Origin of the sequence: Mariniradius sediminis, from assembly GCF_021491425.1 — a bacterium.
GTDB lineage: Bacteria > Bacteroidota > Bacteroidia > Cytophagales > Cyclobacteriaceae > Mariniradius > Mariniradius saccharolyticus.
The window spans coordinates 21,005-36,598 of record NZ_JAKEVZ010000024.1; the positions used below are offsets into that span (position 1 = coordinate 21,005).

A 15,594-nucleotide genomic window follows, 5' to 3' on the forward strand; every position below is an offset into this window, starting at 1 on the left:
GCTTAGCCAAAGGATATTTCGTCGGGAAGTTCGTTGATGTCTCCCTTGTCATTGTAGGGAAAATGGGCACGAAGCTGTTTTCCACATTCTTCTATTCCCAAGATCAGCCCTTCCGTAAAGGCCTTGCGCTTGAAAGCCGCTACCATCTTGTCCTTGATATTTGCCCAGAAATCGGACGGAACGACACGGTTGATGCCGCAATCCCCCAAAACGGCAAAGCGGTGGTCTTCCACTGCCAAGTAGAAGAGCACCGCGTTTCTGTCTGCTGTTTTGTGCATGCCAAGCTTTTCAAAAACCTCCGCCGCACGGTCCATGACGTCATCGGATGTATGGTTTTCGATGTGTACTTGGATTTCACCCGAGGTCTGTTTCTCGGCGTTTCGGATCGCTTCGATGATTTTTTTCCGATCTTCTGGGGAAAACAGCTTTTCTGCCATTGTATTAGAATTGAACCGTTGGCGCTTGTTCGGCACCTTGGGCAGCTTCAAAATATCCCTTGGTTTCGAACCCATACCAACCCGCAAACAAGTTGTTTGGAAATGTCCGCAGGGATGAATTGTAGGATTGAACCGATTGGTTGAAGTTTCTCCGTGCTACTGCGATGCGATTTTCTGTTCCCTCGAGCTGCGCCTGCAATTCCAGAAAGTTCTGGTTGGCTTTGAGTTCGGGGTATCTTTCTACCGCAACCAACAATCTGCTCAAGGAACCACTCAATTGGTCTTGGGCTTGCTGGTATTGGGCGATTTTCTCAGGAGAAAGATCATCGGACTGCAGCGTAATGGAGGTTGCCTTGGCGCGGGCTTCGATCACGGCCGTGAGTGTTTCCTGCTCAAAATCCGCATAGCCTTTTACCGTATTGACCAAATTTGGAATCAGGTCTGCCCTTCTCTGGTATTGGGTTTCTACTTCTGCCCACTGCCCGTTGATGGTTTCTTCATTTTGCACAAACATATTGTACACACCGACGGCTTTGGTGTAGATAAAAATACCTACCACCGCAATGATCAAAATGGGAATGAGTGCTTTTTTCATTTTCTTTCTAGTAAGGTTGGAAATTCAAAGTTAAGACAACGGAATTGAAAGCGCAGGGTTTTACTCCACAACATTGTCAGGGCTCGACGCAGGAATCAGGTTTTTCAAATAGATGTAAAAACTCGTCCCTTCGCCAACAACGCTCGATACGGCAAGGTTGCCGTCGTGTGCCCGAATTTGTTCCCTGACGAGGTAAAGGCCTAGGCCTTTGCCTTCGACGTGCGAGTGAAATCGCTGGTACAAGCCAAACAACCTGTCCCTGTACCTATCCAAATCGATGCCGATGCCGTTGTCCTTGAACTCAATCACGGTGTAATCTGCTTTGTGATAGGTTCTGATGTGAATCACAGGAGAGCGGTCCGGATGCCTGTACTTGATGGCGTTGGTTGTCAGGTTGATGATGAAATTTTCGAGGTGTGAATAGACGTAATTGATATTCGGGGCTAGTTGGAAATCCATGTGGATTACCGTCTCCGATTCCTGCAATTGCTTCGAAAGGCTTCGTTCGATATTGCGTACGAGTTTTTTGAAACTTACATTCTCGATCTTCGGAATCTTGTTCTTTTTGATTGAAACCACTTCAATCAAATCTTCCAACGTCCCGTGAAGAATATTGGTAGAAGCGCGTAGGTTTTCAATCACCTCCACGTTTTCCGGATCGGCGGGGGCATCGCTGTTATACAGTTCGAGCAGTGAGGAGATATTGACAATCGGAGCGCGGATATTGTGCGAAATGATATAGGCAAAGCGCTGCAATTCCTCATTTTGGGATTTGAGGTCCTTGATGAGACGGTCACGTTCGGCTTCAGCGATTTTTGCTTCGGAGATATTTTGTGTCACGAGCAATATCCGATCCACGCTTCCGTCGTTGTTGAACAACGGCACCCCATTTTTGGTGTAATATTGGTTGTCCACCAATACTTCAAACATGACCGACTCGCCCTGCAAAACCTTCTCGAGTCGTTCCCTTACTTTTTCTCTGGTTTTTGGGTCATAGATCTCCAAGTGTGGTTTGCCCACCAGCGTCTTTGGATCGAGGTTCAAGTATTGGTAGCCCGTTCCGTCCGTAAAGACGTAGCACAATTCCCTATCCAGAATCTCTATGATGCCTTTGGGGAAATTCTCGGCAATGCTCCTAAAAAGCATCTCTGAGGAGACCAACATTTTCTCAAAGTAGGTCCTGTTCAGTTCCGCCCCGATTCTACCCGCAAGGACATTCAACAGGTTGTAAAATCCCTCCGTATAGGGTTTTGGATTTTCGTCCATCAGCACGAGTATGCCGATTTTGTTTTTGTCATTGTCCGAAATCGGCACGCCCATGTAGCAGGATATCTTTTTGTCCACCAGACCCTTGTCCTCGGGAAATTTGATATATGCATCCTGCTGAACGATGTAGGGAGCGTTGGAATTCAGACATTCGTAACAAGGTGATCCTTTCAGGTTGTAAACAAACATTTTCCCAGGTTCACCATGCGAAAAATGGGAAATCACGTTGGCAATCTCCGTTTTTTCGTCTACTTCGGCTATGAAGCAGCCTGACATTTGGAGCTTTTCAGATAAATAGGCCGTGAGCTTGTCAAAAAACTCCTGACCACTGTACCTTGAAGTCCTTTCCGTCAATTCGGATAAGATGTTGGATAGAAACTGTTCCTCGCTAATGTCCTCCAAAATCGCCTGAAAAACCTTACCCTCTTCAACGGTCTTGGCGTTGACCCGAATATGAAACAAGGCCTTGCTGAAATGACTCACATAAGGGCCTTCGTAAAACCCATAGCCTGTATCGATGCTGTTGCGGTAAGCTTCGGCTATCGGATGGTTTCCGACCAGGTCAAACAGGTTTCTGCCAACGATGATGGCGGGATCTTTGACATTGACCTTTTCGATGAATTTCTTGTTGACATCAAGAATAACTCCTTGATTATCATATTGAAATACGGGAAGTGGATTCTCTTCGAATAATGATTTGTACCGCTTCAGGTTGAGAAGCGATTCGATTTCTTTCTCTTTAGTATAGGTAAAATCAATAAAAATTCCGGCCCAAATCGACTCATTGGGATATTGCTTAACCCGGTTGGATGCGCCGTAAAGCCACTTGGTCTTGCCGGAAGGGGTGATGATCCGAAAATAGCTTTCGAATTTTTTGTTTTTCTCGTAAGCTTCCCGATCGGCATTCAACACAGATTGGTAGTCGTCGGGATGAATGTGGTACCGAATGATGTGTTCGCTTTCCACTATTTGGGATGGCTCGAGTTCCCAAAGTGTCCTGCTGCCTTCGCTCACATATACAAAGTCCCTGGACCCGTCAGGATATGCTTTGAGCATGTAGACCATTCCCGGCACAACTCCCATGAGTTGGTCCAAAACCGTCTGATTCTCAAGCAGGTCTTTTTCGATTTGTTTGAGTGCGGTGATGTCTGTGAGGATCCCAAGTTGCAGGTTTTTTGAAATGGATTCCCGGGCATCATGGTTGGCTTCGTCGAGCAGATCTACATAGTGCCCGTTTGCATGCAGCATTCGAAAATGCCTTTTTCCTGCATGCTGAAAACCATGCTTGAAAATTCCCCTATCCGCCGGATGCACGAGGTTTAGGAAGTCATCATACGGAATGGTTGATATCTGATCTGTGGTGTAGCCTAAGATTTCCGATACATTACCGGAAAAGGATAAAATCTGACTTTCTAGATCAAATTCATAATATACAGGCCCGCTATCCAGTACTTCATGTTCGTGGAAAATGGATTCATTTCGCTTTGGTCCAGATCCATATTCCAATTGGACCAGGCAATGGATTGGGGAAATGGTCTGTTGTGTGAGGTATAAGTGGTTGGGGAAAATACAGACAACTTTCTGCTTGTTGTTGAAAAAACCTTCCAGTTCCATTTTGTCCAAAAAATCAAACCGCTTTTCGTAATACGACTTCCAGGAGGAGATGCTTCCAAACTCTCTTTCCTCAGGCATACCCAGGAACACCCTATCGTTGGCTTTGTCCATGAGCCAAGATATTTTGACAAGCTTGCCAAATGATACCGGCGAGATGAGCACATTGACCAAATAGGAGTGATCTTCCTGCGCAATCACGTATCCTTCTATTTGGACCATCCGAAAAAACCGGTCTTTCCAAACCAAAGGACAAACGACTTTGTCTCCATTGCCCAATAAATCAAAAACATACTGAAAAAAAGGTCTTGGGAGTGAGGGCATCAGCCGTTCGAAAAAGGACTGCTTGTAAAACTTGTCCCCAGTCTGTAATAGGTTTTTGATTTCGGAGGAAACGTAAAGCAATTCAAAACTTTCGTCCTGGTACTTTTGGAAAGTAAGGAGGATATTTTGAAAAGTGGCGAGACGACTTTCAGGCATAAGCAAAGGAGGAACCTTGTCCCTCAGCCGGATGGGAGACAACGCCGGCCTACAGGGTCAGGATTTCAAATATACAATTCTTCGTCAATCCTTTGCCCAAAACAAAATCTAAATATTCGAGGAAATAGTTGAATTATATTTGTCTTTTGAGTTTAAACTTTATCTCCTTCAACTCAAAGTCGGTTCGACTTGCGTCCTTGAACCTCCGCACTTCCAAAAATATTTCCTTGCCTTCCTCAGACCGCAGCAGCTTAATGAGCTCGGGCAGTTCCCAAAAATCCATGGGTATTTTGTTGATCTTGACAAACTCATCCCTTGGTTCCAAGCCGGCGAGTGCGGCGGGTGAATTTTCCCGGACTTGGGAAGCATAAATGATCTTTTCGTCCCCGATTTCAATCCTCGGTGTGATTCCGCTCATGTCAAATTCAAAGGGAGATGCATAGGTGCTGCCTTTTTTCATGTACATCCTGTCCCTTGTGTAGTCGAATATCAAGGTCATCCTACCCAAAATCTCAGAACCAACGCTTCCTTGGCGACCACTTTCCTTGATTACGTAGCTGAAATCTGTTTCTTCGGGAAAGGAAGTCAACACGTCACTGAACCGTATTCCGCCGATTTGAAGCAATCTTGTCCGTGCTACGAATCCAAACAAATCCCCGCCCAAGGATCTTCCCAACTCACTTTCGATATGCTCCTCTGGAAGTTTGATTTCCGGCGTGGTTTCCATATTCAACAAAAGTCCATGATTGGCGCCGGTGTCGATCAGGAGCTTGGCATTCAGCTCTTGGTTATTCGTCTGCTTTACCTTGGTCATGATGTAAGGCTTGCTGTTCTCGATCTTAATGGGGTATTTCTTGTAGCCAAACGGTTTTCTTGGCAAGGTTTCCGGTTTGTAGAAAGTGAGCATTTGTTGATCGTAGTCGATTTTCACGGGGTTGTATTTGAAAAATTCAAAACCCAAAACCCCGTGCACCGGAAGTCCGATGACACGCTCGAGCTCCATGAAATCCTGGTCCAAAACAAGAATCGTTTGGTGGATACCCTCCAAGAAGCCCAAATCCATGTAATTGTTGGGAGAGACCGAGGCTGTCAATACCGAATTGCCGTCCGCACCCACAAGGTCGAGCTTACGGGTGTACTTTAGACCAATATAGTCCCCAAAGGTTTTGCTGAAAAGTATGTTTGTCTTGACACCGGTATCGAGCAGGAAATTTACTGGTGGGCCATTGTTGATGGACACCAGTACAAGGATCAAGTTATTGGAAACGATGACGGGAAGCTCGGTTTTCTTTTGCTCGGTTTTCTTTTGGTAAAACCCGGGAACCTGCGCACGTACAGTTGCTGCCGAGAGCAAACAAACGGTGATGAAGAGTAGGATTTTTCTCCAAAGCGCCATGTTTGGGGTTATTTGGGTTTGTGTAGTGGAAGTTAAGAATAAAATGATTTTTGTGGATGAATGTTTGGGTGAAATCATTCCGCCAGTCATTTTTGGGTAATTTTTTCTTGTTTGGAATCAAAGTAAATAACGGTGAAACTGACCCTTTGGCTTTGGGTTTTATTGAAAAAATCTAAAAAATGCATGATCTTTAAATTTCAATAGATTGATACAATGGCAGAGCAGTCCGTCCTAGAAAAGGCCAAGAAGATATTTGAAAACTTCCTGTTGAGACAGGGAAGTAGGAAAACCCCCGAGCGGTTTTCTGTCATTGATGAACTGTATGCCTTGCCCCAAGACGAGCATATCGACGTAGAAGGCCTTTTTCTCCTCATGCGCAACAAAGGCTACACCATCAGCCGCGCCACGATTTACAATACACTGGACCTTTTGGTAGAGTGCGGCCTTGCAGTGAAGCATCAGTTCAAGGACAAAGTAGCCTTGTACGAACAGGCGCTTACTTACCAGCACCACGATCACCATGTATGCAATCAATGCCGTAAAATCAGGGAGTTTTCCGACGAGCGGATCAACGCCATCAAGGAAACCATGGGACGGGAATTGCAATCAGCGATTACGAGTCATTCCTTGGTGCTGTATGGTGATTGTCAGATAGAGAACTGCGAAAACCTTGCGATCGTCTAGCGCTTGCGGAAGATTTTTTTGTAAATCGGTTTCCTGTACCAAAACTGCGCATACAACACCGGGTACAGTAGTGGACTGAGGATTTTCAATCGGGCAGAAAAATTGATTTCGTCCACAATGGTTGAGCCGGATTCCTCCCGGATCACTCGGTGCTTGTGCTTCCAAAATCGCAGAAAAAAGGGAAGCTTTTTTCCTTCATCAACAAAAAAGAACTCCTGTTCATCAGTCCGGTCGGACGTAATAATACTCGTCCAAGTTTGATTGAAAAAAATAAAGTTCAACTCCAAGCTCACTTTGTCTCCCCTCCTACAGCCGTCAAACCGTAGCAATTTGACAGGCGGAAACGGTGGGTTTAACTTCAGGAACAAATCCTTATTGAACCCTTGCTTCACCGAAAGGTAGTCCTGTTCGACTCTGGTTTTGATGTTTATTTTCATGACGCATCAAAAGGTCAAGACGAAAATCAAAAACAGTACCAACCAGATCAAATCCATGAAATGCCAATAATCCATAAAGAGTTTTATCCGCATTTTTTCAAATGGATTGGTAAGCAAAATGAGCTGTTGGACTTCGTCGGCACTCTTCCGTCGGTATTGGAACAACATAATCAACGAAAACACCATAGCGCCCAACAAGTGGAAAAGATGTATGGCACTCAGGACATATAGAAAACTGCCACTCGGAAAGCCCGAAAAGTCCACACCCATTTCACTCAGTTCTTTCCAGCCCAAAAACTGAAAAAGGGTAAAAACCAAGCCCAACACAAATGTCCAAGCCATATAATTGCGCAGCTTCTCGATCTTTTCATCCCTGAAGTACACGATCAGCTTTGATACGGTAAACCCGCTGATCAAAAGCACAAAGGTGCCAATGATAAACGAACGGGGGATTTTGTAGCCATTTTGTTGCAGCAGCTCGGTATTGGAGGCGAGAAATCCTGCTGTCATGAATAGAAAAATCAAACCGCTTCCCAGCATCCCCAAGTACATGAGGGTTTGGTAGGGATGCATTTTTTCGATTCTCTGTAGCAGGTTTTCCTTGGTCTTGACCATTTTTTTTCAACTTCTAGAAAAAGTAAACATTTATCGGCCCTCAAGGTTCAGGGGAAGCAAGACAATTTGATAATCGCGGAGGCAAAAAGGAATAGAGATCATTTTCCTACCTTTGTGCCTTCTTCACCAAGTCCCCCTTTACTTTGGACAAAGCAGCGTTTCTTTCACTCTACGAAAAAGACCCGTTTATTCTGACGTTTTCCCAGCAGCTGACAAGCGCAGGCAAGCAGGATTTCCAGATGAAAGGATTGGCCGGGAGTTTGGACATGGTGGTATTTTCCTCGGTATATAAGGAGGCAAAGGGCTGCCACCTGTTGATTGCCCATGACAAAGAGGAGGCCGCCTACATCAACAACGACCTTGTGGAACTTCTCGGGGATGGAAGTACGTACTTTTTCCCTTCCAGCTACAAAAGACCCTACCACTATGACGAGGTCGAAAATGCCAACGTCCTTCAGCGTGCGGAAATCCTCAACAAGATCCTGAGTCAGGATACCAAGCATCCCATCATCGTGACGTATGGGGAGGCATTGTACGAAAAAGTCATCAACAAGCGCTCGCTGAAGGAAAACACGTTCAAAGCAGCGGTGGGTGAAAAAGTAGACTTGGAGTTTATCGAGGAATTGCTCAGTACTTATGACTTCGAAAAAACCGATTTTGTCTACGAACCCGGGCAGTTTGCCATCCGTGGTGGGATTTTGGATGTGTTTTCCTACGCCAATGAGCTTCCCTATCGTTTGGAGTTGTTTGGCAAGGAAATCGAAAGCATCAGGACATTTGATCCAGAAACCCAACTTTCCCTCGAGAGCATCCATGAAATCAACCTGATTCCCAACGTGCAGACCAAGTTGCTGCAGGAACAGCGTCAGTCGTTCCTCGGATTCTTGCCGGAAAACACGACAGTTTGGTTCAAGGACTACCAATTTACGCTCGACATCATTGAGGAAAACTTCCTCAAGGCACAGGCACAGTTTGACCAGATTATTTCCAACACTGCCAATAAAAAGCTCCTGCTTAAACCCGAGGACCTCTTTGATGATGCCGATTCCTTTTCCAATCTGCTGCAACCTTTCAAAAGGGTGGAATTTGGTCACAAGTTTTACATGAAGGGTGTGCAGCCTAGCAATTTCGACGCACAGCCACAGCCTTCCTTCAACAAGAACTTCGACCTTCTGGTCCAAAACCTGCACGAAAACGGAAACAAGGGCCTTTTGAACATTGTCTGCTCGGAAAGTGAAAAGCAGCTGCTGAGGCTGGAAAACATCTTTCGGGAACTCGATCCAACGCTGCAGGTTCAATACTTACAAATCGGATTGCGAGAAGGGTTTGTTGATAAGACTTTGCAGGTCGCCTGCTATACGGACCATCAGATTTTCGAGCGCTTCCACAGGTACAAAACCAAGTCCAAGTCCAGCAAATCCAAAGCCCTTACGCTACGTGAATTACGGACGCTTCAGCCGGGGGATTTTATCGTGCATATAGATTATGGAGTCGGGAGATTTGCCGGATTGGAAAAGGTAGACGTGCATGGCAAATGGCAGGAAGCAGTCAGGTTGGTATTCAGGGATGATGACCTGCTTTTTGTCAACATCCATTCCCTGCACAAAATCTCCAAATACTCGGGCCAGGAGGGCACACTGCCCAGCATGTCAAAACTTGGCAGCCCTGAATGGGAAAACAAGAAGCGCAAGGTCAAAAGCAAAGTCAAGGACATTGCCAAAGATTTGATAGCCTTGTATGCCAAGCGGAAAGGCGCTCCGGGATTCCGCTTTTCGCCTGATTCAGTCTTGCAAGTGGAATTGGAAAGCTCCTTTGTTTTTGAAGATACACCTGACCAAGCCTTGGCCACGGCAGACGTGAAGGCTGATATGGAAAAACCGTATCCAATGGACAGGCTGGTCTGCGGGGACGTGGGCTTCGGGAAGACAGAGGTAGCGATCCGCGCGGCCTTCAAGGCCCTGAATGATCGAAAGCAAGTGGCTGTATTGGTTCCCACGACGATTTTGGCGATGCAGCATTTTCATACATTTAGTGAGCGTCTCAAAAGCTTTCCCGTCGTGGTAGATTATATCAACCGGTTCCGCACAGCGAAAGAGATCAAGGACATCACCGCCAAAGTGGCTTCAGGAGAGATCGACATCTTGATCGGTACCCATCGGATTGTCAATAAAGACGTGAAATTCAAGGACCTTGGCCTTTTGGTCATCGACGAAGAGCAGAAGTTTGGCGTTAAGGTCAAGGATCAACTCAAGGAGATGAAGGTCAATGTGGACGTGTTGACCCTTACGGCCACGCCAATCCCAAGAACTTTGCATTTTTCCCTCATGGGCGCACGGGATTTGTCCGTGATAGCGACCCCTCCGCCAAATAGACAGCCTGTAACGACGGAAATCCATACTTTCCGCGAAGAGGTCATCCGCGATGCGATCGCCTATGAACTGAGGCGCGGGGGGCAGGTTTTCTTTGTCCACAACCGCGTCGGGGAAATCGATTCGATCGCCAACCTTATCCTTCGCTTGGTTCCGGACGCCCGCGTAGCTGCAGCACACGGACAGATGGATGGACAGAAGCTCGAAAACATCATGGTCAAGTTTATCGAAGGTGAATATGATGTGCTGGTATCCACCAATATCATCGAATCCGGTCTCGACATCCCCAATGCCAACACCATCATCATCAACCGTGCCCATATGTTTGGCCTAAGCGACTTGCACCAAATGCGCGGCCGTGTCGGTCGATCCAACAAGAAGGCATTTTGCTACCTTTTGACCACGCCGACATCTGGGTTGACGCCCGAGGCAAGGAAGCGCTTGCAGACTTTGGAGGAATTTTCGGACTTGGGTGATGGTTTCAAGGTCGCGATGCGGGACTTGGATATCCGCGGTGCCGGAAATCTTTTGGGAGGAGAACAGTCGGGTTTTATTACTGACCTGGGATTCGAGATGTACCATAAGATTTTGGATGAGGCAGTTCAGGAATTGAGGGAGAATGAGTTTGCCTATCTGTTTGAAGTCGATCTCAAGGAGAAAGTGGAGGTTTTGGTGCAGGATTGTGTCATAGAGACGGATTTGGAGCTATTGATTCCTGAGACCTATGTGAGCAATATCTCCGAGCGCTTGAGCCTTTATTCCAAATTGGATAACATCAAAAAGGAAGACGATCTAATGAAATTCATGGAATCCATCCGTGATAGGTTTGGCCCTGTGCCCAAGGTGGTGGAGGATTTGTTTGAGACGGTCCGTCTTCGTTGGATAGCCGAGGAGCTGGGTTTTGAGAAGCTGGTGGTGAAAGGACAGGTCATGAAATGTTACTTTGTCTCTCCCGAGAGAGAAAAATACTTTAAATCCGATACCTTTGGCAGGATTTTGGCGTTTATACAAACCCAAGGTAAGTATTGTAAAATCAAAGAGGTCAAAAACCGCTTGATCCTCGTTATCAGTGAGGTAAACAGCATTGCCAAAGCCAAAAAGTGGTTGGAGCAGATGAAATTTTCATAAAAGTTGAAAATTTTTAATCCAGACATTTTTGCTTTTCCCCAAAAATTAATTGCAGTATTTCGTTCCAAAGCGCAAAAAAGGCCATTTTCTGAAAACTGGGAGCGAAAAAAATTGTTGTGATTCAAATATGATTGATTATATATTAGCGTTCTATTGTTGCCTAAAAAACGAATGAATTATGGCTTTTGCACAGAATAAAACAGGATTGATTTTGGCTGCCGCGATGATTGTAGTCGGCTCAGCGTTATCCTCATGTAACAAAACCCCGGGCTACGGCAGACGCACAGCGGCCAAGCCGGGAAAGGCTAGCCCCACCACAGGAGCGGAATACAGTTTCAGCGATAAGGACAGTACCAACTTCCAAGTGACACGCTTGGCCAAGCAGGAAATCGGTCCCAACCTGAAATACATCCAAGGTGGACGCGCTGTATTGGGTTCACAGGAACAGGATGTGATGGCTTTCCGCGACAACGCAGAAAGAACTGTTACGATTGCCTCCTTTTTTATGGATGAAACAGAGATCTCCAACAATGACTACAGGGAGTTTTTGTTTTACATGAAAAAGCAGGTAAGTGCAGACTCCATCAAAAAACTTGAACCACGTGAAGGAGTATGGGCTGGCGTATTGTCTTATAACGACGTGTATGATACGTACTACTTCAGATTCCCAGGCTTCAACTTCTACCCTGTTGCGGGTGTATCTTGGAACCAAGCGAACGTTTATGCTAAGTGGAGAACGGAGTTTGTGTCCAACCTGACGAGGGAAAGAAATAAACTGGATAGTTCCTTGACCAAAAATCAGCTGATCGAGCGCGGTGTGGCATTCGCGGAATACAGACTTCCAAGTGAAGCGGAGTGGGAATACGCTGCTAAAGCGATGATTGGTGTTCAGTATATGGATGAGAACCAAGAGTTTGGAAGGATCTATCCATGGGATGGCAGAGGCGTAAGGAATCCATACAACGTGAAGAGAAAAGGCAAGCAAGGTGATTTCTTGGCCAACTTTAAGCGGGGCCGTGGTGACTATGCCGGTATCGCAGGTAGCAGAACCAATGACGGTGAAATCATCCCGACCAACGTATATGACTTCCCACCAAACGATTTCGGCTTGTACAATATGGCTGGAAACGTCAACGAGTGGGTACAAGACGTGTACAGACCGCTTTCCTATCAGGACTTTGATGACCTGAACCCATTGAGGAAGGATGGTATCTTTGACGAGGAAGAGACATACGCTACGACGATGATCGATGACAACTACCGCGTGTACAAAGGCGGTTCTTGGAGAGATATGGCCTATTGGCTTGCCCCAGGTACAAGAAGATTTATGCACCAAGATTCATCCGCGAACCACTTGGGATTCAGGTGTGCGATGATTTCGATCGGAGCAAACGGAAAGTAAATTTTAGTATTTGGTTAAATGTAGAAGGGGTCCCAAAAGGGCTCCTTTTTTTTGTGTTTTCTTTCCAAAGAACCTACATAGGATCGAAGTTATCCACACAAATTATCTGTGTTGATCTGTGAAATCTGTGGTTCAATAATTATTACCACAGATGACGCAGATTTTCACAGATTGGGGGAGATCTTCGGGCTTGCTTATTTTTTCTAAAGCGAACTACCAATGAGGCCAAAAGCTTCTGCTGTTGATAGAAATGAATGAAACTCGCGAGACGTGGATTTTCGCCTGCCGTACACTTTTTCCAACCAATTGGCCTAAAAAGAGCCGCAGATTTAGGCGGGATTACTTAATTTGAGCTCTTCTATACCTAAATCAGCTAAACCATGAATAGAATTTTACGATGCGTGCCGTTCTTCCTGCTTTCGCTAGGATTGATGTCGGCACAGGTCAGTGCCCAAGAAGCGCTGAAATACCAGACACCGCCCAAGGAGATTGCGGATTTGGTCAATGCCCCTTTAATCCCCTTGGTGAACTTCAGCCGAAGTGGTGACTTTATGATGCTGCTCGAGCGTCCAGGAAATCCAAGCATTGAGGACTTGGCCCAACCCGAGTTGAGAATCGCCGGACTCCGCATCAATCCGGCCACAAGCGGCCCCAGCCGTTCCGGTAGTTTTGAGAATGTGGTGATCAAAATCACCCGTGGAGGCCAAGAGAAGAAGATTAGCGGACTTCCGGCTAATCCTAGGCTTGGAGGCTTTACCCTTTCGAAGGATGAAAAATATGTTGCCCTGACCAACACGACCCCAACGGGCATCAGCCTTTGGGTTGTTGACCTGAGCACTTTGGAGGCCAAGAAACTGACCGGTGAAATTGTCAACGGCGTATATGGCGGTGCCATCTCCTGGACTCCGGATAACAAGATCCTCCTCAAAGCGGTGAACCCAAATCGTGGTAGCTTGCCAAAAGCACCGACCGCGCCATCAGGTCCGACCGTACAGGAAACCTCCGGAAATGCTGCACCCTCAAGGACTTACCAGGACTTGTTGACAAATCCCTATGATGAGGCACTCTTCGCCTATTTCATGGATTCACAGTTGATGTTGGTGGATTTGCAGGGCAACAAACAGCCTATCGGTCCAGCCGGAATGATCAAATCCATGGATCTTTCTCCCGATGGAAAATTTCTGTTGATGGAAATTCTGAAGAGGCCGTTTTCTTATTTGGTTCCGGCATCCCGTTTTCCCTATGATGTCGAGATTTGGGATATCCAAGGTAATAAGGTCAAGACTTTGGCTCAAATCCCATTGGATGAAGTGCGCCCAACGGGCTTTGATGCGACGGTGAAAGGGCCAAGGTCCATCAGTTGGCGGGCGGACAAACCTGCCACACTCTATTGGGTGGAGGCCCAAGATGGAGGCGACCCAAAGGTGAAAATGGAGGAAAGGGAAATCATCTATACGCTGGATGCGCCATTTGCTGTCCAGCCGACCAAATTGGCGAGCATCGGCTATCGTTTTGGTGGAATCAATTGGTCGGATGACAACTTTGCCTTGCTGAATGAACGATGGTTTGCCAGCAGGCAAGAGCGGGTATCCGTCATCAATCCTTCCAAGCCGGGGGAAAAAGGGAGTGTCATTATCGAGCGATCTTCGGACGATATTTACAATGACCCGGGAAATCCAGTTTTCATTACCAATGGCTATGGAAGGCAGGTGTTGATGAGAAAGGGGGACGAGGTATTCATGACCTCAGAGGGCGGAAGCCCGGAGGGCAGTATGCCCTATCTCTCCGGTTTCAATATCAAGACGAAAGCCGAACGGATTATCTGGAGAAGCAAAGCGCCTTACAACGAGCGTGTGTCGAAGGTCCTTTCCCCTGATGCGACTGAATTTGTGACGATCAAAGAAAGTACCGATATCCAGCCCAACTATTGGTTGGTAAACACCAAAAAGCGTATTGCCCCGATCCAACTTACCCAATTTGAACATCCTTATGCGTCCATCAAGGGTATCAAAAAGGAACTGGTCAAATACAAAAGAAAGGATGGCCTTGACCTTTCGGCAATCTTGTACACACCGGAGGGCTATGACCCTACCAAAGACGGCCGACTGCCAGTCGTGATGTGGGCCTATCCAAGGGAATACAAATCGGCGGCTACCGCGGCACAGGTGCGCGGCTCCAAATACACCTTTACCCGTCTCAATTGGGGTTCACCGATTTATTGGGTGACACAAGGCTATGCCATCATGGACCAAACGGAGATGCCGATTGTCGGTGAAGGCGAAAAAGAACCCAATGATACCTTTGTGGAACAATTGGTGGCCAATGCGGAAGCTGCGATAGACTACATCGTCGGCACCGGCATCGGTGACAGAAACCGCATCGCGGTCGGTGGTCATTCCTATGGTGCATTTATGACGGCCAACCTCCTTTCCCATTCCAACTTGTTTGCTGCGGGGATTGCCAGGAGTGGCGCGTACAACAGGACCCTAACGCCCTTTGGCTTCCAGGCGGAAGAAAGGACTTATTGGGAGGCACCGGATGTGTACAACATCATGTCGCCCTTTATGAATGCCAACAAGGTCAAGACTCCGATTTTGTTGATCCATGGCGAAGCCGACAACAACTCCGGGACGTTCCCCATCCAGTCTGAACGCTACTACAACGCCCTCAAAGGTCATGGCGCGACGACCCGCTTGGTTTTCCTTCCCCACGAAAGCCATGGCTATGCAGCGAAGGAGTCGATTCTACATACGCTTTGGGAACAGCATCAATGGCTGGAGAAGTGGGTGAAGAATAGACCCTAGATTTGAGAGGTGAAATAGGAGATTTGAGACAGGTGCAGCTTAGCCATTTGTGGATAAGTAGCTGAATTTCCCTCCAAGACATGCGTGTTTTGGAGGGAAATTTTGTTTTTAACCACAGATGACACAGCAATCCGAGGGTATAGCCTTGGGATAACCGAATTATTTGTGATCATCTGCGAAATCTGTGGACCATTATTTTTAACCACAGATGACGCAGATTTCCACAGATGGGAATCTTCGGCTTGAGGGATTTGATTCAGTTCCTTGTAAACAAATGACTCATGAATCCGAACGTATAACCTTGGAATAACTCTTTTATCTGTGTTCATCTGTGAAATCTGTGGTCCATCATTTTTGAACCACAGATGAC

Annotated in this window: 11 protein-coding genes; 4 read left to right on the forward strand and 7 right to left on the reverse strand. The window is 46.6% G+C overall.

All coding sequences use genetic code 11. The features are described from left to right. Positions 1-2 precede the first annotated feature (2 nt). From L0U89_RS19465 to L0U89_RS19480, 4 genes are all read right to left on the reverse strand, one after another. Positions 3-437, reverse strand: coding sequence for a TPM domain-containing protein (locus tag L0U89_RS19465; protein ID WP_234863056.1), 435 nt, complete (start codon positions 435-437; stop codon positions 3-5). Positions 438-441: 4 nt separating this feature from the next. Further along, positions 442-1,032: a LemA family protein gene (locus tag L0U89_RS19470; protein ID WP_234863057.1), complete on the reverse strand. Its 591-nt coding sequence runs from the start codon at positions 1,030-1,032 to the stop codon at positions 442-444. Positions 1,033-1,092: 60 nt separating this feature from the next. Further along, positions 1,093-4,389, reverse strand: coding sequence for a PAS domain-containing protein (locus L0U89_RS19475; protein ID WP_234863058.1), 3,297 nt, complete (start codon positions 4,387-4,389; stop codon positions 1,093-1,095). Positions 4,390-4,522: 133 nt separating this feature from the next. Further along, positions 4,523-5,785: an aspartyl protease family protein gene (locus L0U89_RS19480; RefSeq protein ID WP_234863059.1), complete on the reverse strand. Its 1,263-nt coding sequence runs from the start codon at positions 5,783-5,785 to the stop codon at positions 4,523-4,525. 213 nt (positions 5,786-5,998) lie between these two features. On the opposite strand from L0U89_RS19480, the gene L0U89_RS19485 reads away from it, so the two are divergent. Next, positions 5,999-6,469 (forward strand): Fur family transcriptional regulator, encoded by a 471-nt coding sequence (locus L0U89_RS19485; RefSeq protein WP_008628252.1) that lies wholly within the window; start codon positions 5,999-6,001, stop codon positions 6,467-6,469. Here the strand turns inward: L0U89_RS19485 and L0U89_RS19490 are convergent. Both L0U89_RS19490 and L0U89_RS19495 read right to left on the reverse strand, forming a co-directional pair. Beyond that, the gene (locus L0U89_RS19490; RefSeq protein WP_234863060.1) at positions 6,466-6,906 is read right to left on the reverse strand and encodes an SRPBCC family protein; all 441 of its coding nucleotides are present in this window, start codon (positions 6,904-6,906) and stop codon (positions 6,466-6,468) included. The genes L0U89_RS19485 and L0U89_RS19490 overlap by 4 nt on opposite strands. A 6-nt stretch (positions 6,907-6,912) precedes the next feature. Further along, complete coding sequence (locus tag L0U89_RS19495; RefSeq protein WP_234863061.1) at positions 6,913-7,521, reverse strand: cytochrome c oxidase subunit 3; 609 nt, start codon at positions 7,519-7,521, stop codon at positions 6,913-6,915. A 143-nt stretch (positions 7,522-7,664) separates the two neighbouring features. Here L0U89_RS19495 and mfd point away from each other — a divergent pair, with 143 nt between their 5' ends. The 3 genes from mfd (at position 7,665) to L0U89_RS19510 (ending at position 15,224) form a co-directional block, all read left to right on the forward strand. Next, on the forward strand, positions 7,665-11,018 hold the full coding sequence (mfd, locus tag L0U89_RS19500; protein WP_234863062.1) for a transcription-repair coupling factor: 3,354 nt from the start codon (positions 7,665-7,667) through the stop codon (positions 11,016-11,018). Positions 11,019-11,196: 178 nt separating this feature from the next. Continuing rightward, positions 11,197-12,420, forward strand: coding sequence for a gliding motility lipoprotein GldJ (gene gldJ, locus L0U89_RS19505; protein WP_008628246.1), 1,224 nt, complete (start codon positions 11,197-11,199; stop codon positions 12,418-12,420). Positions 12,421-12,800: 380 nt separating this feature from the next. Next, on the forward strand, positions 12,801-15,224 hold the full coding sequence (locus tag L0U89_RS19510; protein ID WP_439651578.1) for a S9 family peptidase: 2,424 nt from the start codon (positions 12,801-12,803) through the stop codon (positions 15,222-15,224). Here the strand turns inward: L0U89_RS19510 and L0U89_RS19515 are convergent. After that, positions 15,221-15,594: hypothetical protein (locus L0U89_RS19515; RefSeq protein WP_234863063.1), on the reverse strand; the 374-nt coding region annotated here is incomplete at its 5' end. The two genes, L0U89_RS19510 and L0U89_RS19515, sit on opposite strands and share 4 nt — an antisense overlap.